This is a genomic window from Streptococcus parasanguinis (genome assembly GCF_964238605.1).
Lineage (GTDB): Bacteria > Bacillota > Bacilli > Lactobacillales > Streptococcaceae > Streptococcus > Streptococcus parasanguinis_AJ.
Window position 1 is genome coordinate 18,218 of sequence record NZ_CAXSMM010000011.1, and the last position, 25,961, is coordinate 44,178.

The window sequence follows — 25,961 nt, forward strand, 5'->3', positions numbered from 1 at the left end:
ATTTTAGATTTTGAAAAATTCAAAGTAAGGAAAAAAATGGCAAATTTATTAAAAACAATTATTGAAAATGATCGAGGCGAAATCAAACGCCTTGAAAAAATGGCTGATAAGGTCTTTTCTTATGAAGACCAAATGGCAGCTTTGACGGATGACGAATTAAAAGCGAAAACAGTTGAGTTTAAGCAACGTTACCAAGATGGTGAGTCTTTGGATGATCTCTTGTACGAGGCTTTTGCAGTTGTTCGTGAAGCTGCAAAACGGGTTCTTGGTTTGTTCCCATACAAGGTTCAGGTCATGGGGGGAATCGTCCTTCACCATGGTGACGTTCCAGAGATGCGTACAGGGGAAGGAAAAACCCTAACAGCAACCATGCCGGTGTACTTGAATGCCTTGTCTGGTAAAGGGGTGCACGTTGTTACCGTCAATGAATACTTGACAGAGCGGGATGCAACAGAGATGGGAGAACTTTACTCATGGCTTGGCCTTTCAGTAGGGATCAACCTTGCAGCAAAATCTCCAGCTGAGAAAAAAGAAGCTTACCTCTGTGATATCACTTACTCAACCAACTCAGAGATTGGTTTTGACTACTTGCGTGACAACATGGTTGTGCGTGCAGAAAACATGGTTCAACGTCCATTGAACTATGCCTTGGTCGATGAGGTAGACTCCATCTTGATTGACGAAGCGCGTACTCCGTTGATCGTTTCTGGTCAGACAGCTTCTGATACGAGCCAGCTCTATCACATGGCGGATGCTTATGTGAAGACCTTGACAGAGGACGATTACATTATCGATGTCCCATCTAAAACCATCGGTTTGTCTGATTCAGGAATCGATAAAGCAGAAAGCTACTTTAATCTTGAAAACTTGTACGATATTGAAAATGTAGCTTTGACTCACTTTATCGACAACGCCCTTCGTGCCAACTACATCATGATTTTGGATATCGACTATGTGGTCAGCGAAGATCAAGAAATCTTGATCGTCGACCAATTTACTGGTCGGACCATGGAAGGACGTCGCTATTCTGATGGACTTCACCAAGCGATTGAAGCCAAAGAAGGTGTTCCAGTTCAAGAAGAAACCAAAACATCTGCATCGATTACTTACCAAAACCTCTTCCGTATGTACAAGAAGTTGTCAGGGATGACAGGGACAGGGAAAACCGAAGAAGAAGAATTCCGTGAAATTTATAACATTCGCGTGATTCCAATTCCAACCAACCGTCCGATTGCCCGTATTGACCATCCAGACCTTCTCTACCCAAGCTTGAAATCAAAATTTAAGGCTGTTGTAGAAGATGTCAAGTCTCGTCATGAAAAAGGGCAACCAGTCCTTGTAGGTACCGTTGCCGTTGAAACCAGTGATTACCTTTCTCAATTGTTGGTTCAAGCAGGTGTCCCTCACGAAGTTTTGAATGCGAAAAACCACTACAAAGAAGCGCAAATCATCATGAACGCTGGTCAACGTGGTGCTGTTACCATCGCGACCAACATGGCCGGGCGTGGTACCGATATCAAGCTTGGTGAAGGTGTTCGCGAACTCGGTGGACTGTGTGTCATCGGGACAGAACGTCACGAAAGCCGTCGGATTGATAACCAGCTTCGTGGACGTTCAGGACGTCAAGGGGATCCAGGTGAATCTCAATTCTACTTGTCTCTTGAAGATGAATTGATGCGCCGTTTCGGTTCTGAACGGATCAAAGCAGTGCTTGATCGCTTCAAGTTGAGCGAAGAAGAATCGGTGATCCGTTCAAATATGTTCACACGTCAAGTAGAGGGTGCACAAAAACGGGTTGAAGGAAACAACTACGATACCCGTAAACAAGTCCTTCAATACGATGACGTGATGCGGGAACAACGGGAAATTATCTACGCTGAACGCTATGATGTTATCACAGCTAACCGTGACTTGGCACCTGAAATCAAGGCCATGATCAAACGGACCATCAAACGGATTGTTGAAGGGGCCAGCCACTCAAGCAAGGAAGAACGCGTTGAAGCGATTCTGAACTTTGCCAAATACAATTTGGTTCCGGAAGATACGATTTCTGCAAGCGATATTGAAGGAAAATCTGACAAGGAAGTTATCGATTACTTGTATGCACGTGCAGAAGAAATCTATGCTAGCCAAGTAGCGAAATTGCGTGACGAAGAGTCTGTGCAAGAATTCCAAAAGGTCTTGATCCTTCGTGTGGTGGACAGCAAGTGGACAGACCATATCGATGCTTTGGATCAATTGCGAAATGCGGTTGGACTCCGTGGGTATGCGCAAAATAACCCAGTGGTAGAATACCAATCAGAAAGTTTCCGTATGTTTAACGATATGATCGGATCGATTGAATTTGATGTGACTCGTCTCATGATGAAAGCCCAAATTCACGAACAAGAACGTCCACGTACGGAACACAGTATTTCAACAACTGCGACTCGCAACATTGCAGCGCAACAACAAGATATTCCAGCAGATATTGACTTGTCACAAGTGAAACGCAACGATTTGTGTCCTTGTGGTTCAGGTAAGAAATTTAAAAACTGTCACGGACGTAAATTTTAAGAGCTCCTCTGAAATAGAAAGAGGATGGGTCTAGGTAGCATAAGGAGGCCGTATGGTATTCATTACGAAGAGCAAAAAGATTGATGAGCAAGAGATCACTTCGCTTTACCGCTTGGAAGGTCCAGCCTTGGAGCGCAAAGAAGCGCGTGATCGAGAATTGGAAGCTATTATCAAAGGAGAAGACCAACGGATCCTTCTTGTGATCGGACCTTGCTCTTCTGATAATGAAGAAGCTGTGATGGACTATGCCCGTCGCTTGGCAGACTTACAAGAGCAAGTCAAAGATCAGATTTTCATTGTGATGCGGGTCTATACGGCTAAACCTCGGACCAATGGGGATGGCTATAAAGGCTTGATGCACCAACCAGATACACATGCAGCACCAAGCTTTGTGGACGGTTTGAAAGCAGTCCGACATCTCCACTACCGTGTGATTACCGAGACTGGTTTGACAACTGCGGATGAGTTGCTTTATCCAGCAAGTCTTCCTTATGTTGAGGATTTAATTTCTTATCATGCCATTGGAGCTCGTTCAGTTGAAGACCAGGAGCACCGCTTTGTATCTAGTGGGATCTCTGCTCCGACAGGCATGAAGAATCCAACCTCTGGAAATCTTTCTGTCATGTTCAATGCGATTTATGCAGCCCAACATCCCCAAAACTTTTTGTTCAATGCCCAAGCAGTGGAAACATCAGGAAATCCTTTAGCCCATGCGATCCTTCGTGGGGGCTTGGATGCAAGTGGTAAGAATATTCCAAACTACCATTATGAAGATTTGCTAGCGGCAGCAAAACGCTATAGCGAAATGGGCTTGCAACATCCCTTCATCCTGGTGGATACCAACCATGACAATTCTGGCAAACAATTCGAAGAGCAAGTACGCATCGTGAGAGAAACCATGATGAACCGTGCTTGGAACAAGGATTTGGCAACTTTAGTTCGTGGTTTCATGATTGAATCCTATCTAGAAGATGGCCGTCAAAATGAACCAGTGGTTTATGGTCAATCCATCACAGACCCTTGCCTGGGTTGGGAAAAAACACAGGCCTTGGTCAAAGAAATTGCAACGATGAATAAGTAAAAGGCAGGGGCGGAAGGAGTGATTCTTTAGCCTCTTCTCTTTTGTCAGTAAAACGATACTGAAACGATAAATAAGGATAAAACAAGATGATCAAAGGACATGGCATCGATATCGAATCGATCGCTGCGATTGAAAAAGCCTATCAGAAGAATACTCGATTCGCTGAAAAAGTCTTAACCGAGGCTGAGCGAGAGCGCTTTGAGGAATTGTCTGGAAAACGGAAAATGGAATATTTAACGGGCCGATGGTCCGCCAAAGAAGCCTTTTCAAAGGCAATGGGAACAGGGATTGGACCGGTTGGTTTTCAAGATTTAGAAATTTTAAATGATGCCCACGGAGCACCCTATTTTTCCAAGTCTCCTTTTTCTGGGAAGGTATGGATTTCGATCAGTCATAAGGGAGACCTAGTGTCGACCAGTGTCATTTTGGAGGAAGAAAATGAAAGCAAGTAAACATAGACCAACTGTTGCAAGAGTCGATTTGGATGCCATTGCCTTTAATGTGCAACAAGTCAGTGAGCATATTCCGAGTCAAGCCTTGAAATATGCAGTCGTCAAGGCCAACGCCTATGGTCATGGGGTCGCTGCAGTAACCAAAAAATTGGCACCTCAGGTTGATGGCTTTTGTGTATCCAATATGGATGAAGCCCTCGAAATCCGTGAAGAAGGCTTGCAACACCCTATTTTGATTTTGGGAGTTGTGCCAAGTGAAACAGTGAATCTGGCCAAAGAGCATGGCATCCGTTTAACGGTGGCTAGTCTTGCTTGGTTGGACCAATTGCTTGGACAAGAAGCAGATCTTTCAGGATTGAAGGTCCATATCAAGGTGGATTCAGGAATGGGGCGGATCGGATTCCGAAGGATCGAAGACATCAAAGTGGCTGAACGACTTCTCTTAGCAGCTGGAGCTGAAATTGAAGGAATCTTTACTCATTTTGCGACAGCAGATGAAGCAGATGATCGAAAATTCCAAGCGCAATACCAGTTTTTCAAAGAAGTATTGGCTGCTCTTGAAACCCTTCCTCCCATTGTCCATGCTAGTAATTCTGCCACCTCTTTGTGGCATGCGGATACGATTTTCACGGCTGTGCGCTTGGGAGATGTCATGTATGGCTTGAATCCCAGTGGTTCTGTGTTAGCCTTGCCTTATGAAATCAAGCCAGCCTTGAGTTTGGTGAGTGAGTTAGTTCATGTGAAACAGTTAGAAGCTGGTCAAGATATTGGCTACGGAGCAACTTATACGACAGAAGAATCCCAATGGATTGGGACGATTCCTATCGGCTATGCGGATGGTTGGATCCGAGAGATGCAAAATTTCCATGTGCTGATCAAGGGTGAGTTTTGTCCCATTGTTGGTCGCGTTTCGATGGACCAGATAACGGTTCGCCTTCCTGAAGAATTGCCTCTGGGGACCAAGGTTACCCTGATTGGACGTGAGGGCGAGAAAGAAATCACGGCAACAGAGGTTGCAGATTACCGTGGTACCATTAATTATGAAGTGGTCTGTCTCTTGAGTGATCGGATTCCTCGTGACTATACAGGTGAAGAATAAGAAGAAGCAGGTGGGATTTTCCCGGATGGACCTGCTTTTTTATAAAAGAAAGGAGGAGAAATGAATCTACACCAACCCTTATCTGTACTGCCTGGAGTCGGTCCAAAATCGGCGGAAAAATTTAAAAAGTTAGGGATTGAAACCTTAGAAGATTTACTCTTGTATTTCCCCTTTCGTTATGAAGACTTCAAAACGCGCAATGTTTTAGAGTTGGAAGATGGGGAAAAAGCCGTCATCTCTGGAGTGGTAGCAACACCAGCCAATGTCCAATATTATGGCTACAAACGAAATCGCTTGCGTTTTTCGATCAAACAGGGAGACCAGGTCATTGCGGTTAATTTTTTCAACCAACCCTATCTAGCAGACAAAATTGAGGTTCAGCAGACAGTGGCGATTTTTGGAAAATGGGACAAGGCCAAAGGCAGTTTGACAGGGATGAAACTCCTGGCTCAAGTGGAAGATAATTTGCAGCCGGTCTATCGAGTGACGCAAGGAGTCAGCCAAAACAGTCTGGTGAAATTGATCAAAATAGCATTCGACCAGGGCTTGGACCAGCTTTTAGAAGAGAATGTACCCCAAATCTTACGAGAGCGTTATCAACTCATGTCTCGTTCCCAAGCAGTGCAAGCTATGCATTTTCCTAAGGATCTGGCAGAGTACAAGCAAGCTCTTCGCCGGGTAAAATTTGAAGAGCTCCTCTTTTTCCAGTTGCAACTCCAAGTGCTAAAAGAAGAAAACCACGATGCCAGCCTAGGGATTTCCTTGGCCTGGGATCCAGAAAAATTAGCAGACAGAAAAAAACAGCTTCCTTTTGAGCTAACGCAAGCTCAAGAAAACAGCTTGAATGAAATCTTGACAGATATGGCCTCTCCTTATCACATGAACCGCTTGCTTCAAGGGGATGTGGGAAGCGGGAAGACAGTCGTGGCCGGTCTTGCTATGTATGCAGCCTTAAGCGCTAGGAAGCAAGCTGCCTTGATGGTTCCAACGGAGATTTTGGCAGAGCAACACAAGGAAAGCTTGCAAAATCTTTTTCCAGATTTGCCAATTGCTCTTCTAACAGGAGGATTAAAGGCGGCTGAGAAACGAGAAGTCTTAGAAGAGATCGCCTCAGGAAAAGCCCAATTGATTGTGGGGACACATGCCTTGATTCAAGAGGGAGTTCAATACCAAGATCTAGGCTTGGTCATTATTGATGAACAGCACCGCTTTGGGGTTTCCCAGCGCCGTATCCTTCGAGAAAAAGGACAAAATCCAGACGTCCTGATGATGACGGCTACTCCTATTCCCCGGACCTTGGCCATCACGGCTTTTGGAGATATGGATGTGTCCATCATTGATCAGATGCCTGCGGGACGCAAGGAAATCATCACACGTTGGGTCAAGCATGAGCAGTTAGAAGTGGTCCTCGACTGGTTAGTCAAAGAACTTGGCAAAGGTTCTCAAGCCTACTTTATTTCTCCCTTGATTGAGGAGTCAGAGGCGCTAGATTTGAAAAACGCCCTTGCCCTCCAAGAAGAGCTAGAGACCTTCTTTGGACAGCGAGCACGCGTTTCTCTTCTTCACGGGAAGATGAAAAGTGAAGAAAAAGATGCCATCATGCAGGCCTTTAAAGAGCACCAAGTCGATGTTTTGGTGTCTACGACCGTTATTGAAGTAGGAGTCAACGTACCCAATGCAACCGTTATGGTCATTATGGATGCAGATCGGTTTGGTCTTAGCCAGCTTCACCAGCTTCGAGGCCGGGTTGGGCGGGGAAACAAGCAATCCTATGCTATTCTAGTAGCCAATCCTAAGACAGATAGTGGCAAGCAGCGCATGAAAATCATGACAGAGACGACCAATGGGTTTGTTCTAGCGGAAGAAGATTTGAAAATGCGGGGTTCAGGTGAAATCTTTGGAACCCGTCAATCTGGGATTCCAGAATTTCAAGTGGCTGATTTGGTAGAAGATTATCCCATTCTGGAAGAAGCGCGGAAAGTCGCCAGCCAGATTGTAGCCACGCCAAATTGGCGTGAACACCCCGATTGGCATTTGCTCTCGCTTTACTTAGAAAAGAAAGAACATTTAGACTAAAATATAAAAAGGGAGTAGAGTGGAAATTCTTTGGATTCCACTCTACTCCCTTTAAGATTGTATTTTACGGGCTTTGTATCTTATTAATTGAACACGGGCTGCGGATTGTGTCAAAAAGATGAATCCTCCTAGAATCTTTTGGATTCTTCGTCGTATTCCCTATTTTGACTGTATCCGCTACGCCCTTTGTATCTTATTTTACCCTTCGATATAGTCTTTGAGTTCTTGTCCTTTTAGGCCGGCATTGAGGGCGATGAGGAGTTTGATGCGCGCTTTGGGGGCATTTAATTCTTTGATGAAAAAGACACCTGCTTGATGGAGTTGGACGCCTCCTCCTTCATATGCGTAGACGGGTTCAGCGATTCCATTGAAGCAACGGGATACTAAAGCGATTGGAAGGCCTGCATCCATGAATTCTTGGAGTTTATGTGCCGTTTCTTTAGGGATGTTTCCTGCTCCAAAGGCTTGGATAATGAGGCCGTCGAGCTTTGAAAGATCCAGCATATCCAGCAGATCGGTTTTCATCCCTGCATAGGTAGCAATGATCGGAACGAACCCATCGATGGTATCGAGATCAAAGCGCACCCTTGGCTCGGCTGTTTTAAAGAAGAGGATTTCCTTTTTCATGACCAAACCTAGTGGGCCGTGGGTTGGTGTCTGAAAGGTGCTGACATTGGTGGTGTGGGTTTTGGTGACGTATTTAGCCGCATGAATTTCATCGTTCATGACGACTAAGACACCTTTATCGCGTGCTTTCGGATCGGCAGCTACTCGAAGGGCTGTCAGAAAATTGTAGACACCGTCGCTTCCGAGCTCGTTGGAGCTTCGCATAGCTCCTGTAATGACCACAGCGATCTCTGGTAACTTCATGGTATCCAAGAAATAAGCTGTTTCTTCCAGCGTATCTGTCCCGTGGGTAATAACGATGCCATCATAGTTATGAGCTTCCTCTTTGATTTTTTGATATAGGGCTAACATGTGACGGGGGGTCATTTGAGGGCTGGGAAGGTTGAAGAAGTCCTCCGAGGTGACTGCAATCCCTTCAATTGGCGAAGTAACTTGGGTCATGGGATTGACTTCATTAGTAATCACTGCCCCAGAGTCATCTGCCGCCATCGAAATGGTCCCTCCGGTATGTAGTGCTAAAATTTTCTTAAACATGTGAAGCTCCTTGGAATATGTGATATAATTTATTTTATCATAAAAAGAAAGAAACAGTAGACATGGAAATAAAAGCAGTCTTTTTTGATATCGATGGAACCTTGGTTAATGATAGTCGAGCAGTCCTAAAATCAACAGAAAAAGCTATTCAGTCTTTAAAGGAAGAAGGGATCTATGTAGGCCTTGCGACAGGTCGGGGACCGGCCTTTGTCAAACCGTTTATGGAACGCTATGGTTTTGATTTTGCAGTGACCTATAATGGTCAGTATATTTTGACCAAGGACCGCGTGCTATTTACCAGTCCAATCGATAAAAAGAGTCTGCACCAACTAATTGACTATGCTCGAGAACACCGCAAGGAAATTGCTCTCGGTACCAAGGATGGGGTATTTGGTTCTCGGATCATGAGTTTTGGGATGAGTCCTATTTCAACCTGGTCCAGTCGCTTTGTGCCCCGCAAAATGGCCCGTACCGTCAGTCGAGGCTTTAACAAAGTGGTCAGCAAGGTCGTCCCACAAGATCAGGACACCCTCTATGCACTAGCGCAAGAACCCATCTATCAAGTACTCATCTTATCGAGTCCAGAAGAGACTGCAAAAATTGAAAAAGAGTTTCCAGATCTGAAATTCACACGGTCTAGTCCTTTTGCAGCAGATGTCCTCAACCCAGGAATTTCTAAACTAGAAGGGATCCGCATCGTTGGTCAGGAATTTGGCTTTGACATCGATGAAGTGATGGCTTTTGGAGATTCGGATAATGACTTAGAGATGCTTTCAGGTGTTGGCTTGTCCATTGCGATGGGAAATGGAACGACCAGTGTCAAGGCGATTGCCAAGCATACAACGACTAGTAATGGCAAGGATGGCATCCAAAAGGCCCTGCAACACTTTGGTATCCTCTCAGAGAAAGAACTCTTTCTTTCTAAGGATGATCACTTCAATAAGGTCAAAACCTTCCATGGTGTGATGGATGGGGAAACTCAGGAGAAACCAGTTGTTTGGCAGCCTCAAGACGCCCTTTATCGAACCATGTTCAAGCAAGAGGAATTGGTAGAATTTGTCCGAGCAGCTAGCATAAGTGAGGAAGAATTTGACTGCTCGGTAGCAGCTCTTCACGAAGCCTTGGATAAGGCTGCAGATAAGGTTCGTTGCAAGCATCCAGCTGAGATCTCCATGGTAGGGCAGGTCGATGCCTTGATCGATACCCTCTATTTGACTTATGGTAGCTTTGTATTAATGGGGGTCGATCCTGAAGAGGTCTTTGAGATTGTTCACCGGGCCAATATGGGCAAGATTTTCCCAGATGGAAAGGCGCACTTTGATCCAGTAACCCACAAAATTCTGAAGCCAGATGATTGGGAAGAAAAATACGCCCCAGAACCAGCCATCAAAAAAGAACTTGATCGCCAGCTAAAGGCCTACGAAAAACATGCAAAACAAAAAGAAGCAAAAAAAGACAACTAAAAAAGTTTGGAACCTTTGTTCCAAACTTTTTTTAGAATGTAGACAAACTATTTTTTACTAAGATAAGTAAAGGGTTCTACAAAGAAGTCGAAATATGTTCTTATTTTTAAAATTTATAAAAAATATTGAAAAACTTTCCGCCGTGAGAAAAGTGCTAGAAACACTATTGTTTCTAGCACTCGGGAGTTTTGAGACCTTAGGCTCAAAACTTAGTCATGGAACTTCGAAGAAGGTCGCTGACGTCCGTACTCACCTAAGGAAAGTTTTCAATATAACTTTTTCTTTCTTACATGGTTTTATACTTATCACGTACTACTAGTAAGTCTACTTTAGCGTGGCGAAGGATATATTCTGAGGAGGATCCGACCATTAGCCGTTCGAAGGCATTGAGTCCGGTAGCTCCGACCATAATAAGATCAACCCCTTCTTTACTTGGGATATCATTAGCCAAGAGGACTTTTGGATTTCCCATTTCTACAACAGTCACAACATTTTGAACGCCGACTTTTTCAGCACGTTCCTTGTAGCCTTTGAGCAATTCATTGGCTTCGTCTTGCAATTCTTCGTAGACCTCAGCATCAAAAGTTGAGACGCTTTGAAGGGCACGGGTATCGATGACGTGGGCAATAGTCAATTTAGAGCCGTTGCGAAGAGAAACGTTAACCCCTTTTTCAAAGGCTAATTCTGCTTCATGAGAACCGTCGACAGCGACCATAATGTTTTCGTATTTTTGAGACATAATCCTACCTCCTTATAGCTTGAAAACATGGATAGAATAGAAGGGAATCCTATTCTTTATACACTTATATTTTATCCCTTTTAGGCTAGAATGTAAAGGTAAAGTCTCGCTTTTCTTCTATATTTTTGCAGGATTTTTAAAGTCCTCGGTTTGTACTCTATTTGAACTAGTGGTATAATAGAGATAATTTCGTGAATCGAGGCAGAATATGAAGGAATATAATAAATCAAGCAAACTCGAACATGTCGCTTACGATATTCGTGGTCCAGTCTTGGAAGAAGCCATGCGCATGCGAGCAAATGGAGAAAAAATTCTACGTTTGAATACAGGGAATCCTGCTGAATTTGGCTTTACAGCTCCAGATGAAGTCATCCATGATTTGATCATGAATGCGCGTGATAGTGAAGGTTATTCAGACTCAAAAGGGATTTTTTCAGCTCGCAAGGCCATCATGCAGTACTGCCAGTTGAAAAAAATTCCAAATGTGGATATTGATGATATTTACCTTGGGAATGGAGTGAGTGAGCTGATCGTCATGTCCATGCAAGGACTGCTCGACAATGGGGATGAAGTCTTGGTTCCCATGCCGGACTATCCTCTTTGGACAGCAGCCGTCAGCCTAGCTGGTGGGAATGCCGTTCACTATCTTTGTGATGAAGAAGCAAACTGGTACCCAGATATCGAGGATATCAAGTCGAAAATCACCTCAAACACTAAGGCTATCGTTGTCATCAACCCGAATAACCCAACAGGTGCCCTCTATCCAGATGAGATCCTACTTGAGATTGTAGAGATCGCTCGTCAAAATAACTTGATCATCTTTGCGGATGAAATTTACGATCGCTTGGTCATGGATGGGGAAAAACACACGGCTATTGCAAGTTTAGCGCCTGATCTCTTCTGTGTGAGTATGAATGGCTTGTCAAAATCTCACCGGATTGCCGGTTTCCGTGTTGGTTGGATGGTTCTATCCGGACCGAAACATCATGTGAAGGGCTATATCGAAGGCTTGAACATGTTGTCCAATATGCGTCTTTGTTCAAATGTCTTGTCTCAACATGTTGTGCAAACCTCTCTTGGAGGTTACCAATCCGTGGATGAACTCTTGCTTCCAGGTGGTCGAATCTACGAACAACGGAACTTCATCTACAAAGCTATCAATGATATTCCAGGCCTCTCAGCTGTTAAGCCAAAAGCTGGTCTCTATATCTTCCCTAAGATTGATCGGGACATGTACCGCGTGGATGATGATGAACAATTTGTTTTAGAATTCTTGAAGCAAGAAAAAATTCTCTTGGTTCATGGCCGCGGCTTTAACTGGAAAGATCCAGATCACTTCCGGATCGTTTACCTTCCACGTGTCGATGAGTTAGCTCAAATTCAAGAAAAAATGACTCGTTTCTTGAAACAATACAAACGTTAATTAGATAAAGGATTGAAGAGGAAAGTCTTCAATCTTTTTTTGATTCATTCTATAAAATCTATGTCATCGAATCGACATTTTTCTGAATTGCGCACAATTGTAGAAAAAATAAATAATTTTCAGATAATTTGATTGAAATTCCCACACTTATATGATATACTTGAGCTGACTATATGCGAGGTTTATTATGGCAAACTTATTAGAAAAGACACGTAAAATTACATCCATCTTGAAACGGACTGATGAACAGTTGCAGGTCGAGATGCCTTATAATGATATTGCCCAGCAATTAGCGGATATTATCCACTGTAATGCCTGTATCATTAATAGCAAGGGAACCCTTCTTGGTTATTTCATGCGTTACAAGACCAACAATGACCGGGTAGAAGCTTTCTTTCAAAATAAAAAATTACCAGAAGATTATGCCAAGGCGGCAAGCTTAGTTTATGATACAGAAGCTAATTTAGATGTGGACCATGATTTGAGTATCTTTCCGGTCGAAACCAAGTCTGAATTTCCTGATGGCTTGACCACCATTGCGCCGATCCATGTTTCTGGTATTCGGTTGGGTTCCTTGATCATTTGGCGCAATGATAAACAGTTTGCGGATGATGATTTGATCTTGGTTGAGATTGCCAGCACCGTGGTGGGGATTCAAATGTTGAATTTCCAACGCGAAGAAGACGAAAAAAATATTCGTCGTCGGACAGCGGTGAATATGGCTGTCAATACCTTGTCTTACTCTGAATTGCGGGCTGTTTCTGCCATCCTTAGTGAATTGAAAGGAAATGAGGGGCAGTTGACTGCTTCTATCATTGCAGATCGGATTGGCATCACTCGCTCTGTGATTGTCAATGCACTCCGGAAATTGGAGTCAGCTGGTATTATTGAAAGCCGTTCTCTTGGAATGAAGGGAACTTATCTCAAAGTGTTGATACCAGATATTTTTGAAGAAATTAAGAAAAGAGACTACTAATGGCTAAAGCATTAATTTCGATTGACTACACTGTTGATTTTGTAGCGGATGAAGGTAAGCTAACGGCAGGGGCTCCCGCCCAAGCTATTTCTGAGAGCATTGCTCAGGTGACCCAATTGGCCTTTGACCAAGGAGCCTATGTCTTTTTTGCCATTGATGCGCATGATGTAGACGATCCTTTTCATCCTGAAAGCAAGCTCTTCCCACCCCATAATATCATTGGGACTAGTGGACGTGATTTGTACGGCCCTTTGGCAGACTTTTATCGGGACCACAAAGCGGATCCGCGCGTCTTTTGGATGGACAAACGTCATTATTCTGCTTTTTCAGGGACGGATCTAGATATCCGCCTTCGTGAACGTCATGTGGATACCGTTATTTTGACGGGTGTCTTGACTGATATCTGTGTCCTTCATACAGCGGTTGATGCCTACAATCTGGGTTATCAGATCGAAGTTGTGGAACCTGCAGTGGCGTCGCTCACTCCTGAAAATCACCAGTTTGCTTTGAATCACTTCAAACATGTCTTAGGGGCAAGTTTGGTAGACGATACACTAGCTGTATTAGACCAAAAATAAGAAACCGATGTAAAAGAGGTCATAGACACTTGTCTAGGCCTCTTTTTTGGGGCTTAGAAATTGTTTTCCTCACTTGAAAATGGTATTCTAATGAAAGAAAAAAGGGGAAGTTATGAGTAAAAAAGCTGTCGTGTTTTCAGCCAATCTATCTTATATGGAGAAGTTGGAAACCGCTATGAAGTCACTGTGTGCCCATCAGGACCAGTTGAAAATTTATGTCTTAAATGAAGATCTACCAACTGAGTGGTTTACTATCATGAATCAGCGCTTGCGCCAGTTGGATTCAGAAGTGATCAATTGTCGGATGTCTCCCGAGCAATTCCAATCCTTCTCGCTTCCAAGTGACCATATTCACTATGCGACCTATTTCCGTTACGCTATTCCAGAGATTGTGGAAGAAGAGCGAATCCTCTATCTGGATTGTGATATGATCTTTACACAGGATTTATCGCCTTTATTTGAGGTCGATCTAAAAGGTTATGGACTGGGTGCAGTGGTAGATAAGCCGACGACGACAGATGGTTTTAATGCTGGACTTTTGGTGATTGATAAGGCTTGGTGGCAAGAGCACCAAGTGACAGAGGCTCTTTTTGACCTCACTCGCGAGCACCATCAGCATGTCTACGGAGATCAAGGAATTTTGAATTTGTATTTCAAAGATGCTTGGTATCCATTACCTTGGACCTATAATCTACAAGTAGGGTCTGATAAGGATCAATATCTCTATGGTGATTTGGACTGGTATGATGCCTTCCAAGGGATCCCAGCAGTCGTTCACTACACCTCTCATAATAAACCATGGACCTCCAAACGCTTCAATCGTTTTCGTGAATTATGGTGGTTTTATTATGCCCTCTCTTGGGAGGAAATTTTGCTTCGAAAACCGATTTTGAAGCAAACCTATCAAGATCTAGTGGGAGAATTTCCTTATCATGCTGCCATTTATACCCATACAGCAGATATCCACGAGTTGGAGACGTTGTTAAAAGAGTTGCCAGATGTCGCGATTCATGTTCTTGCCCATAGTCATTTTGGTTTTAACTTGCTGCGATTGGAACGCTACCCTAACCTCTTTCTTTATCCCTCTTTTGATCCTTTGACCAGTCGAAAAGTCCTAGAAAAATTGGATTTTTATCTGGATATCAATCCCTATGATGAGGTCGATCAGATCACGCAAACGATCAGTCAACAAGGTCTCCCTATTTTTTCTTTTGAAGGAACCAATCATGTGGAGAATGGTGAGAATCAGGTGTTTAGGGATGATCAGGTGCAGGAGATGGTGGCAGCGATTCGCGATTATTTAAAGAGAAATGAGAAGAAGCATGGAAACAAATGAAGTAGTGAGTATCATCATTCCCATCTATAATGTAGAAGCTTATTTGAGACAATGTTTGGAAACGGTTATCCATCAGACCTACCCTCATTTGGAAATTATCCTGGTCAATGATGGTTCGCCAGACCAGTCAGAAGAGATCTGTAAAGATTTTTTTAGGAAGGATGCGCGCATTCGCTACGTTCGCCAAGAAAATGGGGGCTTATCTGCTGCTCGGAATACAGGGATTGAGCTAGCGACTGGTGATTACCTCACCTTTATTGATCCAGATGACTGGGTGACGGAGGATTATGTAGAAGTGCTCTATCGTCAACTGAAGAAGTATGATGCGGATGTTTCCGTAGCCAACTATAACCTCTATGATGACAGTAGTAGCAAATACTTGATCAAGGTAACAGACGACGATTATTCAGAGACTCTTTATGAGGGACGCGAGATCATGGACCACGATGCCATCCAGGAGACCAGAGATATGGCCTGGGCTTGTGCCATGATGAAGCTCTATAAGCGTAGCTTATTTGAAGGGCTTCGTTTTCCAGTCGGAAAAAATGTTGAAGACAACTTCCTGATGTACAAGCTCTTCTTAAAAGCCCATCGAGTGGTTCATACGGAGAAATGTATTTATTGGTATCGCGTGGGCCGTGCAGATACTCTGTCCCAGGTTTGGACCGAAAAGCGAGTCGTCGATGAGATGGAAGCTAAGCAGGAGAAGTTGGCTCTACTGGGGATGTTGGGCTATGATTTGACCTGGCATCGTTATATCTATAAAACGCGCTTGAAACGGGCCCTTGAAAAATTAGAGGAAGCAGGCTTGCAAGGGTCAGAAACCTATGAGCGCGTGGTGACCAACCTCCGTTTTATTGAAACGATAGACTAACCCCTTATTGATGAGAAAGGATCAGCATGTTCATTATTGCATCAGAGCAGACCAGAGAGCTGGATCGTTTGCAAAAATACTTGGACAAACTTGGCCAGCCCTACCGGGTATTTGTGACTAATCTGGAAACAGATTTGGACCAACAGACAGAGAGTCTTGCGACCTTTTTTACCCAAAAAGACCCAGTATCAAAAATTGGAAAACCTTTATTTTTCAATAATCTAGCAGTTCCAGAATTATGGGAATGTTGGACACTAGGGATCACGACCTATCTTTTTGATGGGGAGGAACGTCGTGCCAACGTAGTTTTGCGAGAGGATATCTTGTCCCGAACGGTTGAAAGAGTGGAATGGTTTGGTCAGAGAGAAGAGATCGTATCCATTGATGTCTACAATCGCTATGGTTGGAGAAGCAAACAGAGTCTCCTTACGGAAGCTGGCCAACCATATTTAGACATCTATTTGAACCGTCAGCAAGAAGAAGTCTTACTTCACTTTGTCTCACAAGGAACCTTTTTGCTTCAAACTCCTAAGGGACGGGATCGCCTGTATGCCAGTAAGGAAGAGCTACAAAGAGCTGTCCTAGAACAAGTCTTGCCAGAAGATGAAGCCGTTCTTTTGATGGACAAGGCATTGCTAGATGTTGTGAAAGAGATACCAAAGGAAAGACTCGCCTACTGTGCCAATGACGCTCGTGATCTAGACGAGATCAAAGAACAAGTCAGTCAGATTTTGTTGGTAGAAGATGGTCTGTTGAGGGAGAAAAAAGACGGGATCACAGCCTTGTCAGGGCTGGTAGATGTGGAGCAGGAAAGTTTTCAACCAGAAGCCCTGGTCATGACGGCTTCTCAAGAGGTCGAAGGCTTATCTCGCCTAGTCCATCAATTCCCACAAGTCACCTTTCACATTGCTGCTTTGACAGCCATGGGACCGAAATTAACAGACTTGGAGACTTGTTCTAACGTGCACCTCTATCCAGGGATTTCGCTAGAAAAATATGAGAACTTGTTATCCAGCTGCTCTATTTATCTGGATTGCAACCGAGGAGAAGAAGTGTGGAGCAGTAGCCTTCATGCTCTTGAAAATGGGCAAGTCTTATTTGGTTTGAAGAGCACGGTGCATCAGGAAGCCTATAAAAACTTGAGCACAATCACAGATACAGTCGAAGAAATGGAACAGCAACTAGATACCTTGCTCCAGCAGCCAGAGACCTACAAAGAATTGGTAAGAGAGCAGGCACGAATCTTGAAATTGCCTGAAAAAGAAGCTTTGGAAGAGCTGTTTAAGCGATTAGAGGGAGGAACCGCATGACCATTTATACCTTTAATCTATTAGTGGGATTCGAACCCAATGGGGTTGATGTTGCACAAGCCTCTCGGGCAAAGATGCTCCGGAGACTAGGAGTGGCAGCGAAGTTTGTCTTTACCACTTGGCCCACTCCAGAAAAATTGGCCTATTACCTCTCATTGGGGCACCGGGATGAGGAACTGCTTTTTGCCCATTTAGCTTTTACGGATCAACAGACTACGGTCCCTCAAAAGACGGTAGGGGCCTTGCAAATGGAGTTTCAACTGACGCGTCTGGATGTTGTTGAAAAAACGGAAAGAGCCATTCGCTACCAATTTGCGGATGGAAACGCCTTGAGCTTTCATTTGGATCCCTATCATCCAAACTGTGTCCGCTATGTAGACTATCTTTTGGCTGGAAATAGGATCAAGCGAGAGTATTATGGAGCTTGTAAACTTGTCACAGAGTATTTTCAGTATGGTAGTGTTGTCAGACGGATCTATCACCATCAAGATGGGACTATCGCTTTTGAAGAATCGAGGTTAGGTGGAAGCTGGCTCTATAAACTGGGGTCTGAGATTTTGACCAACCATACAGAAGTGATGAGACGTTTTTTGTCGCAGCTGTCGCTAAAAGAAGAAGATCTGATTCTGCTTGACCGGGCTTCGCGCATGGATTTTGCTCGCCCTTTGTTGGAGAAACCTGCTTCTTCAAAGCTCGCCATGGTGTTTCATTCGGAGCATGAATTTGAAAATGGCCATCTCAATTATGAATATTATTATGTGTTCAAGTATGCTAAACGCTTCGATTATTTCATCACGGCGACGGATCTTCAAAAAGAAGTCTTGGAGCAGACACTTGCTAAACAAGGATGCCAAGGAATTCCAATCTATAGCATTCCGGTTGGGCATCTAGAAGAATTGACAGAATCACAAGGAGATCGACCTCCCTTTAGTGTGCTCACAGCTTCCCGTTTGGATCCAAGAAAACGCATCGATTTGGCTATTCGAGTAGTGGCCCAAGCTCATGAAAAACTCCCAGCCCTTCAGTTTGATATTTATGGGAAGGGTGGAGAAGCGGACAACTTGCGCCACCTGATTCAGGAGCTTGCAGCACAAGATTATATTCACCTACGCGGTCATGCGGATCTTCAGCAGATCTATCCTTGCTACCAAGCCTACCTCACCACTTCTCAGTGGGAGACCTTTGGTTTGACTTTGATGGAGGCGGCTGGAGCAGGTTTGGCCTTGCTGGGCTTTGATGCCCGTTATGGTAATCCAACTTTTATAAAAGAGGGTGAAAATGGCTTTTTGGTACCTTATAGCGAGACAGTGCCAGAAGAAGAGTTGGTGAAAGAGTTGGCAGACAAGCTGGTCCAGCTCTTTGAAAGCGACCTCGCTCCATTCCATCAGGCTTCTTATGAGTTGGCCTCTTCTTACCTCGCTTCTAAGGTCCAGGAAGTCTGGAAAGAGACTCTAATGGAGATGGGGCAATTAGGCGGAAAAGAAATATAAAATGAAGAATCTGTAGCGACAAAAAAGTCCTACAGATTTTTTCTAAGGCAAGCAAATTGGGCTAAATTATGGTAAAATAGAGGGTATTGAAAAATCATCATTTCACGAAAGGAAGCAAGATGAAAATAACGCAAGAAGAGGTAACCCACGTTGCCAATCTTTCAAAATTGAAATTCTCTCCAGAAGAGACAGCTGAGTTTGCGACAACCTTGTCTAAAATTGTCGACATGGTGGAATTGTTGGAAGAAGTGGACACAACAGGCGTTGCTCCAACAACGACCATGGCGGATCGTAAGACTGTATTGCGTCCGGATGTTGCTGAAAAAGGGACTGACCGAGACCGCTTGTTTAAAAATGTACCTGAAAAAGATAACTACTACATCAAGGTACCAGCTATCCTAGAAGATGGAGGAGATGCCTAATGTCATTCAACCATAAAACCATTGAAGAGTTGCACGACCTCCTTGTCTCTAAGGAAATTTCGGCAACCGAATTGACACAAGCTACGCTTGAAGATATCAAGGCGCGTGAAGAAGCGGTTAATGCCTTTGTAACGGTGGCCGAAGAAGCAGCTCTTGCACAAGCCAAGGCCATTGATGAAAAAGGAATCGATGCAGACAACCTCCTGTCAGGGATTCCACTCGCTGTCAAAGACAATATCTCAACAGATGGTATCTTGACAACTGCGGCTTCAAAAATGCTCTATAACTACGAGCCAATCTTTGATGCGACAGCGGTTGCCAATGCCAAAGCCAAAGATATGATTGTCATCGGAAAGACCAACATGGATGAATTTGCCATGGGTGGATCTGGTGAAACTTCTTACTATGGACCAACCAAGAATGCATGGGACCACAGCAAGGTGCCTGGTGGATCTTCTAGTGGTTCAGCAGCTTCTGTCGCTTCAGGTCAAGTCCGTTTGTCCCTTGGTTCAGATACAGGTGGTTCTATCCGTCAACCGGCTGCTTTTAATGGGATTGTTGGTCTCAAACCAACTTATGGAACAGTTTCCCGTTTTGGTCTCATTGCTTTTGGTAGCTCACTCGACCAAATTGGGCCGTTTGCACCAACGGTTAAGGAAAATGCGCTCTTGCTTAATGTTATTGCCAGTGAAGATGATAAAGATTCAACTTCAGCGCCAGTGCGCGTAGCAGACTATACTTCTAAGATTGGTCAAGACATTAAAGGCATGAAGATTGCCCTTCCGAAGGAATACCTTGGGGAAGGGATTGACCCAGAAGTCAAAGAAACTATCCTTAAAGCGGCCAAACACTTTGAAAAATTGGGAGCAACTGTCGAAGAAGTCAGCTTGCCTCATTCTAAATACGGAGTTGCCGTATACTACATCATCGCTTCATCTGAAGCTTCTTCAAACTTGCAACGTTTCGATGGGATTCGCTATGGTTTCCGTGCAGAAGATGCTAAAAACTTGGATGATATCTACGTGAACACTCGTAGCCAAGGCTTTGGTGATGAGGTCAAACGCCGTATCATGCTTGGTACCTTTAGTTTGTCATCTGGTTACTACGATGCTTACTACAAGAAAGCTGGTCAAGTCCGTACCCTTATTATCCAAGACTTCGAAAAAGTCTTTGCGGATTACGACCTTATCCTTGGTCCAACAGCTCCTAGCGTAGCCTTTGATTTGGATTCGCTCAACCATGATCCGGTAGCCATGTACTTGGCTGACCTCTTGACCATTCCAGTCAACTTGGCAGGCCTTCCAGGGATTTCGATTCCTGCAGGTTTTGCGCAAGGTCTTCCAGTTGGTTTGCAGTTGATTGGTCCTAAGTATTCTGAAGAAACCATCTACCAAGCTGCAGCTGCCTTTGAAGCTACGACGGATTACCACAAGCAACAACCCCTTATTTTCGGAGGTGACAATTAATGAACTTTGAAACAGTCATCGGACTTGAAGTCCACGTTGAATTGAATACAAACTCAAAAATTTTCTCACCAACCTCTGCCCACTTTGGAAACGAGCAAAATGCCAATACCAATGTGATTGACTGGTCTTTCCCAGGGGTGCTTCCTGTCTTGAACAAGGGTGTTGTGGATGCTGGTATCAAGGCTGCTTTGGCGCTGAATATGGATATCCATCAGCACATGCACTTTGACCGTAAGAACTATTTCTACCCTGATAATCCAAAGGCCTACCAAATTTCGCAATTTGACGAGCCAATCGGTTACAACGGTTGGATTGAAGTGCAATTGGAAGACGGCTCAACTAAGAAAATCGGGATTGAACGTGCCCACTTGGAAGAAGACGCCGGTAAGAATACCCATGGAACAGATGGATTCTCTTACGTAGACCTTAACCGTCAAGGGGTTCCATTGATTGAAATCGTATCTGAAGCAGATATGCGTTCTCCAGAAGAAGCCTACGCCTATTTGACAGCTTTGAAAGAAGTTATCCAGTACACTGGTATTTCAGACGTCAAGATGGAAGAAGGATCGATGCGGGTCGATGCCAACATTTCCCTTCGCCCATACGGTCAAGAGGAATTTGGTACCAAGACGGAGTTAAAAAACTTGAACTCTTTCTCAAACGTCCGTAAAGGTCTTGAATACGAAGTGCAACGTCAAGCGAAAATCTTGCGTTCGGGTGGTGTCATTCGTCAAGAAACACGCCGTTATGATGAAGCTAATAAGAGTACCATCCTTATGCGTGTCAAAGAAGGAGCTGCGGATTACCGTTACTTCCCAGAACCAGACCTTCCCTTGTTTGAAATCTCAGATGAGTGGATCGAGGAAATGCGTACGGAGTTGCCAGAGTTTCCAAAAGACCGTCGGGCTCGCTACGTGGCAGAGCTTGGCTTGTCTGACTATGATGCCAACCAATTGACAGCTACGAAAGTTACTTCTGACTTCTTTGAAGCAGCCGTAGCCCTTGGCGGAGATGCTAAACAAGTGTCTAACTGGCTCCAAGGTGAAGTGGCGCAATTCTTGAATGCAGAAGGCAAAACGCTGGAAGAAATCCAATTGACACCAGAAAACTTGGTCGAAATGATTGCCATCATCGAAGATGGAACCATTTCTTCTAAGATTGCCAAGAAGGTCTTCGTTCACTTGGCGAAAAACGGTGGTGGTGCGCGTGAATACGTTGAAAAAGCTGGATTGGTACAGATTTCAGACCCAGAAGTCTTGATCCCTATCATCCACCAAGTCTTCGCAGACAATGAAGCAGCTGTAGCCGACTTCAAGTCAGGGAAGCGGAATGCAGACAAGGCCTTCACAGGTTTCCTCATGAAAGCAACCAAAGGCCAAGCCAACCCACAAGTAGCCCTCAAGTTACTTGCTCAAGAATTGGCGAAGTTGAAAGAAGAGTAATAGAGAAAAAACCAGCCGAGAGGTTGGTTTTTACTATCCATAAAATTGTGTTAGAATAGGAAAGACCATTACATATCAACTGCCATTAGGAGGAGTTACATGAACAAATTTTTAAGAGTCTTATTTGTCCTGGTTATCATCGCCATGTCTGGAGCGATTGTCTTCCAGCTGTTCTTTCCATCTTATATGGGAAGTCATTCGGGATATGGTGTTTCTGTCGGTTGGCAGCGGGAGATTGGGATTTGGAATGTGGCAGTTCTTGTGATCTTGATTGCCGTCAATCTCAAATACGATTGGTTTTATCTTCGGACGGTACTAGTGGCCTTGATCATCGGTGGGCTTGGAATTGGGACCAATCATCTTTTCAGTTATTTTCACTATCATCTGCCGGTCAATGGGATTGGTGCGCTTGAAAATTATCTCCTTGTCCTTGGTTGGATTGTGGGCTGGAGAATAGAGAATTCACGAATCAAGAAGAGGTAAGAAGGAGCAGTCGAAGGGCGGCTCTTTTTTCATCTTCAGTTTTTTCTTGACAAAGTTTGTGAAAAGGCTTACAATGGATTTGTTGAGTTTCCTGAAAAGGAAAATGCAAATCATGGAAATATAAAGGAGATTATCCTATGGCTACTATGAAAGCAGCTCGCTGGCATGCAGCAAAAGACGTTCGTATCGAAGAAGTGGAAGTACCTGAAGTACAACCACATCAAGTAAAAGTGGCAGTTAAGTTCACAGGGATCTGTGGGACGGACTTACATGAATATTTGGATGGACCGATCTTCATCCCAACTGAAGAACATGTGTATTCTGGTCAAAAAGCACCGGTTACTTTGGGACATGAATTCTCTGGTGAAATTGTAGAAGTCGGAAGTGATGTGACTCGTGTCAAAGTTGGGGATCGTGTGACGATTGAACCAATTTTGGCAAAACATAACCTAATCGGTGACTATAACCTTGATCCAAACTTGAACTTTGTCGGCCTTGCTGCAGATGGTGGTTTTGCCAAATATTGTGTCCTTGACGGTGACATTGTCCATGTGATTCCAGATGGCTTGAGCTATGAACAAGCTGCGCTTACAGAACCTGCAGCTGTGGCTGTTTATGCCGTTCGTCAATCTGCATTGAAAACTGGGGATACAGCCGTTATCTTTGGCTTGGGTCCGATCGGTCTTTTGATTGTTGAAGCCCTTCGTGCAGCAGGAGCATCAAAAATCTATGCGGTTGAATTATCTCCTGAACGCCAAGCGAAAGCGGAAGAATTGGGAGCAATCGTTGTTCGCCCAGAAGAAGGAGAAACAATCGTCGAAGCCATCCATCGCTTGACAGGTGGTGGAGCAGATGTTTCTTATGAAGTGACTGGAGTTCCAGTTGTTTTAGGTCAAGCCCTTGCAGCTGTTCATAAAGCTGGGGAATGTATGGTCGTATCTATCTGGGAACGTGAAGCTAGCATCAATCCAAATGAATTCGCTATCCAAGAAAAATCTCTCAAAGGAATTATTGCCTACCGTCATATTTTCCCTAAAGTATTGGAATTGATGGAACAAGGCTACTTCTCTGCTGAAAAATTGGTTACCAAGAAAATTAAATTGGAAAATATCGTTGAAGAAGGATTTATTGAATTAACACAAGATAAATCTCAAATCAAGATTTTGGTTCAACCTGAATAAGCGAATAAATTTATATGAAATATATGAGGCTGAAACGTTTCGTTTCGGCCTTTTATGATACAATAAAAGTAAGGAACAGATTTAGGAGGGGACTATGTCAAAGACGATGAAAGGAACACTCATGACCTTGATCGCCGGGATCGCTTGGGGACTATCCGGAGTTAGCGGGCAATATTTAATGGTTCATGGATTTTCGGCTATTGAGTTAACAAATCTCCGTTTGCTTTTTTCTGGAATTGTCCTTATTCTTCTTTCCTACGTTGCAGATAAGGAGAAGTTTTTGGCCTTTGCCAAAGATAAATCTTCCTACCTTCCCCTTCTTATTTTTGCCTTTTTAGGATTGTTATTGACTCAGTTGACCTATTTAGAGGCGATTGCTGAAACCAATGCTGGGACTGCTACGGTGTTACAGTATCTCTGTCCAGTGGGAATTTTAGCCTATACCTGTATCATGGATAAGGTGGCCCCTACACTAGCAGAAGTGTTTTCGATGCTTCTAGCGATTGGTGGCACATTCTTAATAGCAACCCATGGTCAACTCAATCAATTGGCCATCAATCCCAAAGGTTTGGCTTGGGGAGTGGTGTCAGCATTTGCCTATGCCCTTTACATCATTCTACCTCTGAACTTAATTCAAAAATGGGGAAGCATGCTGGTGATTGGAGTTGGGATGACTATTCCAGGAATCCTAATGCTCCCTTTTAGTGGTCTTCTCTCTTCTTCTGGAAACTACAGACTCGATACCTGGATGGCCCTTTTTGGCTTGGTGGTGATTGGGACGATTTTTGCCTATACAGCCTTTCTGAAAGGAACCTCTTTGGTAGGAGCCGTTAAAGGAAGCTTGCTGGCGTCCTTTGAGCCTGTTTCGGCAGTTTTCTTTGCCTTTGTCATTATGAAGGAGCATTTTTTTATGGTTGATGTGATTGGGATGGCCATGATCCTCCTTGCAGTTCTCTTGATTTCCCTCAAGGATTTCATGATTCAAAAAGAAAAAGGCATCTTGTAAAATCAAGACCTATCATATTTTAGTTAAAAGGTTGAGACGAAGGTCTTGGCCTTTTTATGATAGGGAAGAGTTATCACTATATAGCGTATACATAGATAGAAAAAGATGTTAAAATAGAACAAAACTTTTTTAAGGAGATAAGGATGAAAAAGATTTTTAAATGGACCCTATTTGCTGTGGCGACCTTGAGTCTAGTAGCTTGTGGCACCACTGCTCAAAAGACAAATTCGCAGCAATCAAAGACGGAAAAAGCGGCGAAAAATTCAGCATCTGACGGTCAAGTAGAGCTGAGCCTAAAAGGAGGGCAATACATCAAACCGCCTGTCCTCAATGACTCAGAAGACGGAACCTATTTAGCTCTTCAATTAGAATTTAAAAATGTTGCCAAAGAATCTATCAACGTGTCAGATTCAGATATCACCATTTACGATGCAGATAATAACAAGGTCAAATTGCAATCAGGAATTTATGACCAAAGTGAAGCCTTCCAATTGCTCAAGAGTGATCAGTTGGCCCAGGATAAAAAATTAACCGGCTATATCGTTTTTCCAGTCGAAAAAGGCAAAAAATACGAAGTGCAGTATGAACGAAAAACTTATAGCTCTGATAAAAAATCCAAACCTCTAAAATTTGCGGTGGATTCTTCTCAGTATGAGGACAAGGTGGAAGCTTCTACCCTTCTTGCAGATGAATACATCAATCAAGTTTACTTCAGTGGCCAACGAAAGGTCAAAAAGGATGACGCTTTTGTTTTGGGAACTGATTTGAAAAAGGAAGCCAGTGATTTCCGTGCGAAATTTGCGGCTGACTTTACTCGTAAACTACATGATTACCAATTCTCTGAAGAAGAAGTGAACCAGTTTATCGATGCTTATGAAAAGGAAAATGCTAAGCGTGCGAAATTAACCTATAAGATCAAACAATACTTCCCAGACAAGGTAGTCATTAGCCTGAATCCTGAGACAGTTAGCATGGAAAAGACGATCTTAAACCACATGCAGACCTTCTATCAAGAACATCGAAAAGACTATCCAGGTATCATCGAGGCGAATCAGGCTCAAAACAAAGCCTATAGAGAGGAAATGATGGCTTCTCTTGCAGATCGTCCCTTGACGACGCCGGATCGATACGACTACCAGTTGACCTTTGTTAAGAAAGATGGCAAATGGGAAGTAGAAAAAGCCTATAATAGTGATAGCTTTATGGAAAAATTCGAGGGAAATCTTTCTTAATGCTGAAGTTGGCACTCCTGGGACATGAATCTAGGAGTGTTTTTATCTATAGTTTGAAACTATATCAAAACCCAAGAAACAGGAATTAGACGGAAACACCTATTAGTGATAAAAT

Annotated in this window: 22 protein-coding genes; 20 read left to right on the forward strand and 2 right to left on the reverse strand. The window is 43.7% G+C overall.

The features are described from left to right. Positions 1–36: 36 nt before the first annotated feature. From secA to recG, 5 genes are all read left to right on the forward strand, one after another. Positions 37–2,556, forward strand: coding sequence for a preprotein translocase subunit SecA (gene secA / locus ACESR9_RS08290; protein WP_021153773.1), 2,520 nt, complete (start codon positions 37–39; stop codon positions 2,554–2,556). Positions 2,557–2,608: 52 nt separating this feature from the next. Beyond that, positions 2,609–3,637 (forward strand): 3-deoxy-7-phosphoheptulonate synthase, encoded by a 1,029-nt coding sequence (locus tag ACESR9_RS08295; protein ID WP_021153772.1) that lies wholly within the window; start codon positions 2,609–2,611, stop codon positions 3,635–3,637. An 86-nt stretch (positions 3,638–3,723) separates the two neighbouring features. Then, positions 3,724–4,089 (forward strand): holo-ACP synthase, encoded by a 366-nt coding sequence (gene acpS / locus ACESR9_RS08300; protein WP_003005615.1) that lies wholly within the window; start codon positions 3,724–3,726, stop codon positions 4,087–4,089. Next, positions 4,076–5,188: an alanine racemase gene (gene alr / locus ACESR9_RS08305; protein WP_021153771.1), complete on the forward strand. Its 1,113-nt coding sequence runs from the start codon at positions 4,076–4,078 to the stop codon at positions 5,186–5,188. Before acpS ends, alr begins: the two co-directional genes overlap by 14 nt. Before the next feature lie 60 nt (positions 5,189–5,248). After that, positions 5,249–7,264 carry an ATP-dependent DNA helicase RecG gene (gene recG, locus ACESR9_RS08310; protein ID WP_021153770.1) on the forward strand — a complete coding sequence of 672 codons (2,016 nt, stop codon included), beginning with the start codon at positions 5,249–5,251 and terminating at the stop codon, positions 7,262–7,264. A 198-nt stretch (positions 7,265–7,462) separates the two neighbouring features. Here the strand turns inward: recG and ACESR9_RS08315 are convergent, their stop codons facing one another. Further along, on the reverse strand, positions 7,463–8,425 hold the full coding sequence (locus ACESR9_RS08315) for an asparaginase (protein WP_021153769.1): 963 nt from the start codon (positions 8,423–8,425) through the stop codon (positions 7,463–7,465). A 62-nt stretch (positions 8,426–8,487) separates the two neighbouring features. Here ACESR9_RS08315 and ACESR9_RS08320 point away from each other — a divergent pair, with 62 nt between their 5' ends. After that, positions 8,488–9,888: a Cof-type HAD-IIB family hydrolase gene (locus tag ACESR9_RS08320; protein ID WP_373106274.1), complete on the forward strand. Its 1,401-nt coding sequence runs from the start codon at positions 8,488–8,490 to the stop codon at positions 9,886–9,888. A 286-nt stretch (positions 9,889–10,174) separates the two neighbouring features. Here the strand turns inward: ACESR9_RS08320 and ACESR9_RS08325 are convergent, their stop codons facing one another. Further along, a complete protein-coding gene (locus ACESR9_RS08325) occupies positions 10,175–10,627 on the reverse strand; it encodes a universal stress protein (RefSeq protein ID WP_021153767.1) in 453 nt (150 codons plus the stop codon). Positions 10,628–10,835: 208 nt separating this feature from the next. On the opposite strand from ACESR9_RS08325, the gene ACESR9_RS08330 reads away from it, so the two are divergent. The 14 genes from ACESR9_RS08330 to ACESR9_RS08395 all read left to right on the forward strand — a co-directional run bounded on the left by ACESR9_RS08330 (position 10,836) and on the right by ACESR9_RS08395 (position 25,846). After that, complete coding sequence (locus tag ACESR9_RS08330) at positions 10,836–12,050, forward strand: pyridoxal phosphate-dependent aminotransferase (RefSeq protein ID WP_021153766.1); 1,215 nt, start codon at positions 10,836–10,838, stop codon at positions 12,048–12,050. A gap of 187 nt (positions 12,051–12,237) precedes the next feature. Continuing rightward, entirely contained in the window at positions 12,238–13,026 is a 789-nt protein-coding gene (gene codY, locus ACESR9_RS08335; protein WP_021153765.1) for a GTP-sensing pleiotropic transcriptional regulator CodY, read from the forward strand. Continuing rightward, on the forward strand, positions 13,026–13,604 hold the full coding sequence (locus ACESR9_RS08340) for a cysteine hydrolase family protein (RefSeq protein ID WP_371495525.1): 579 nt from the start codon (positions 13,026–13,028) through the stop codon (positions 13,602–13,604). The genes codY and ACESR9_RS08340 overlap by 1 nt, the downstream gene beginning before the upstream one ends. Positions 13,605–13,716: 112 nt before the next feature. After that, positions 13,717–14,940: a glycosyltransferase gene (locus ACESR9_RS08345; protein WP_371495523.1), complete on the forward strand. Its 1,224-nt coding sequence runs from the start codon at positions 13,717–13,719 to the stop codon at positions 14,938–14,940. Then, the gene (locus ACESR9_RS08350; RefSeq protein ID WP_373106277.1) at positions 14,927–15,814 is read left to right on the forward strand and encodes a glycosyltransferase family 2 protein; all 888 of its coding nucleotides are present in this window, start codon (positions 14,927–14,929) and stop codon (positions 15,812–15,814) included. Before ACESR9_RS08345 ends, ACESR9_RS08350 begins: the two co-directional genes overlap by 14 nt. A gap of 26 nt (positions 15,815–15,840) precedes the next feature. After that, positions 15,841–17,124 (forward strand): GftB--glycosyl transferase, encoded by a 1,284-nt coding sequence (locus ACESR9_RS08355; RefSeq protein ID WP_021153761.1) that lies wholly within the window; start codon positions 15,841–15,843, stop codon positions 17,122–17,124. After that, complete coding sequence (locus ACESR9_RS08360) at positions 17,121–18,614, forward strand: glycosyltransferase (protein WP_021153760.1); 1,494 nt, start codon at positions 17,121–17,123, stop codon at positions 18,612–18,614. The genes ACESR9_RS08355 and ACESR9_RS08360 overlap by 4 nt, the downstream gene beginning before the upstream one ends. 119 nt (positions 18,615–18,733) lie before the next feature. Beyond that, positions 18,734–19,036 (forward strand): Asp-tRNA(Asn)/Glu-tRNA(Gln) amidotransferase subunit GatC, encoded by a 303-nt coding sequence (gene gatC, locus ACESR9_RS08365; RefSeq protein ID WP_002884769.1) that lies wholly within the window; start codon positions 18,734–18,736, stop codon positions 19,034–19,036. Next, the gene (gene gatA / locus ACESR9_RS08370; RefSeq protein ID WP_021153759.1) at positions 19,036–20,502 is read left to right on the forward strand and encodes an Asp-tRNA(Asn)/Glu-tRNA(Gln) amidotransferase subunit GatA; all 1,467 of its coding nucleotides are present in this window, start codon (positions 19,036–19,038) and stop codon (positions 20,500–20,502) included. Before gatC ends, gatA begins: the two co-directional genes overlap by 1 nt. Then, positions 20,502–21,944: an Asp-tRNA(Asn)/Glu-tRNA(Gln) amidotransferase subunit GatB gene (gatB, locus tag ACESR9_RS08375; RefSeq protein WP_014713787.1), complete on the forward strand. Its 1,443-nt coding sequence runs from the start codon at positions 20,502–20,504 to the stop codon at positions 21,942–21,944. The genes gatA and gatB overlap by 1 nt, the downstream gene beginning before the upstream one ends. 99 nt (positions 21,945–22,043) lie before the next feature. Then, positions 22,044–22,427 carry a hypothetical protein gene (locus ACESR9_RS08380; RefSeq protein ID WP_373106278.1) on the forward strand — a complete coding sequence of 128 codons (384 nt, stop codon included), beginning with the start codon at positions 22,044–22,046 and terminating at the stop codon, positions 22,425–22,427. 137 nt (positions 22,428–22,564) lie between these two features. Beyond that, on the forward strand, positions 22,565–23,608 hold the full coding sequence (locus ACESR9_RS08385; protein ID WP_070449886.1) for a 2,3-butanediol dehydrogenase: 1,044 nt from the start codon (positions 22,565–22,567) through the stop codon (positions 23,606–23,608). A gap of 94 nt (positions 23,609–23,702) precedes the next feature. Next, a complete protein-coding gene (locus ACESR9_RS08390; RefSeq protein ID WP_003013343.1) occupies positions 23,703–24,614 on the forward strand; it encodes a DMT family transporter in 912 nt (303 codons plus the stop codon). Between the two features lie 143 nt (positions 24,615–24,757). Further along, positions 24,758–25,846, forward strand: a complete 1,089-nt coding sequence (locus ACESR9_RS08395; RefSeq protein ID WP_373106280.1) for a DUF4352 domain-containing protein — start codon at positions 24,758–24,760, stop codon at positions 25,844–25,846. Positions 25,847–25,961: the final 115 nt, after the last annotated feature.

Bases quoted from the DNA above. Each gene is read 5' to 3' on its own strand.
- ACESR9_RS08360 (WP_021153760.1), top strand. From the start codon at position 17,121: ATGACCATTTATACCTTTAATCTATTAGTGGGATTCGAACCCAATGGG.
- recG (WP_021153770.1), top strand. From the start codon at position 5,249: ATGAATCTACACCAACCCTTATCTGTACTGCCTGGAGTCGGTCCAAAA.
- ACESR9_RS08395 (WP_373106280.1), top strand. From the start codon at position 24,758: ATGAAAAAGATTTTTAAATGGACCCTATTTGCTGTGGCGACCTTGAGT.
- alr (WP_021153771.1), top strand. From the start codon at position 4,076: ATGAAAGCAAGTAAACATAGACCAACTGTTGCAAGAGTCGATTTGGAT.
- secA (WP_021153773.1), top strand. From the start codon at position 37: ATGGCAAATTTATTAAAAACAATTATTGAAAATGATCGAGGCGAAATC.
- ACESR9_RS08340 (WP_371495525.1), top strand. From the start codon at position 13,026: ATGGCTAAAGCATTAATTTCGATTGACTACACTGTTGATTTTGTAGCG.
- codY (WP_021153765.1), top strand. From the start codon at position 12,238: ATGGCAAACTTATTAGAAAAGACACGTAAAATTACATCCATCTTGAAA.
- ACESR9_RS08350 (WP_373106277.1), top strand. From the start codon at position 14,927: ATGGAAACAAATGAAGTAGTGAGTATCATCATTCCCATCTATAATGTA.
- ACESR9_RS08320 (WP_373106274.1), top strand. From the start codon at position 8,488: ATGGAAATAAAAGCAGTCTTTTTTGATATCGATGGAACCTTGGTTAAT.
- gatA (WP_021153759.1), top strand. From the start codon at position 19,036: ATGTCATTCAACCATAAAACCATTGAAGAGTTGCACGACCTCCTTGTC.
- gatC (WP_002884769.1), top strand. From the start codon at position 18,734: ATGAAAATAACGCAAGAAGAGGTAACCCACGTTGCCAATCTTTCAAAA.
- ACESR9_RS08330 (WP_021153766.1), top strand. From the start codon at position 10,836: ATGAAGGAATATAATAAATCAAGCAAACTCGAACATGTCGCTTACGAT.
- gatB (WP_014713787.1), top strand. From the start codon at position 20,502: ATGAACTTTGAAACAGTCATCGGACTTGAAGTCCACGTTGAATTGAAT.
- acpS (WP_003005615.1), top strand. From the start codon at position 3,724: ATGATCAAAGGACATGGCATCGATATCGAATCGATCGCTGCGATTGAA.
- ACESR9_RS08295 (WP_021153772.1), top strand. From the start codon at position 2,609: ATGGTATTCATTACGAAGAGCAAAAAGATTGATGAGCAAGAGATCACT.
- ACESR9_RS08390 (WP_003013343.1), top strand. From the start codon at position 23,703: ATGTCAAAGACGATGAAAGGAACACTCATGACCTTGATCGCCGGGATC.
- ACESR9_RS08355 (WP_021153761.1), top strand. From the start codon at position 15,841: ATGTTCATTATTGCATCAGAGCAGACCAGAGAGCTGGATCGTTTGCAA.
- ACESR9_RS08345 (WP_371495523.1), top strand. From the start codon at position 13,717: ATGAGTAAAAAAGCTGTCGTGTTTTCAGCCAATCTATCTTATATGGAG.
- ACESR9_RS08385 (WP_070449886.1), top strand. From the start codon at position 22,565: ATGGCTACTATGAAAGCAGCTCGCTGGCATGCAGCAAAAGACGTTCGT.
- ACESR9_RS08315 (WP_021153769.1), bottom strand. From the start codon at position 8,425: ATGTTTAAGAAAATTTTAGCACTACATACCGGAGGGACCATTTCGATG.
- ACESR9_RS08325 (WP_021153767.1), bottom strand. From the start codon at position 10,627: ATGTCTCAAAAATACGAAAACATTATGGTCGCTGTCGACGGTTCTCAT.
- ACESR9_RS08380 (WP_373106278.1), top strand. From the start codon at position 22,044: ATGAACAAATTTTTAAGAGTCTTATTTGTCCTGGTTATCATCGCCATG.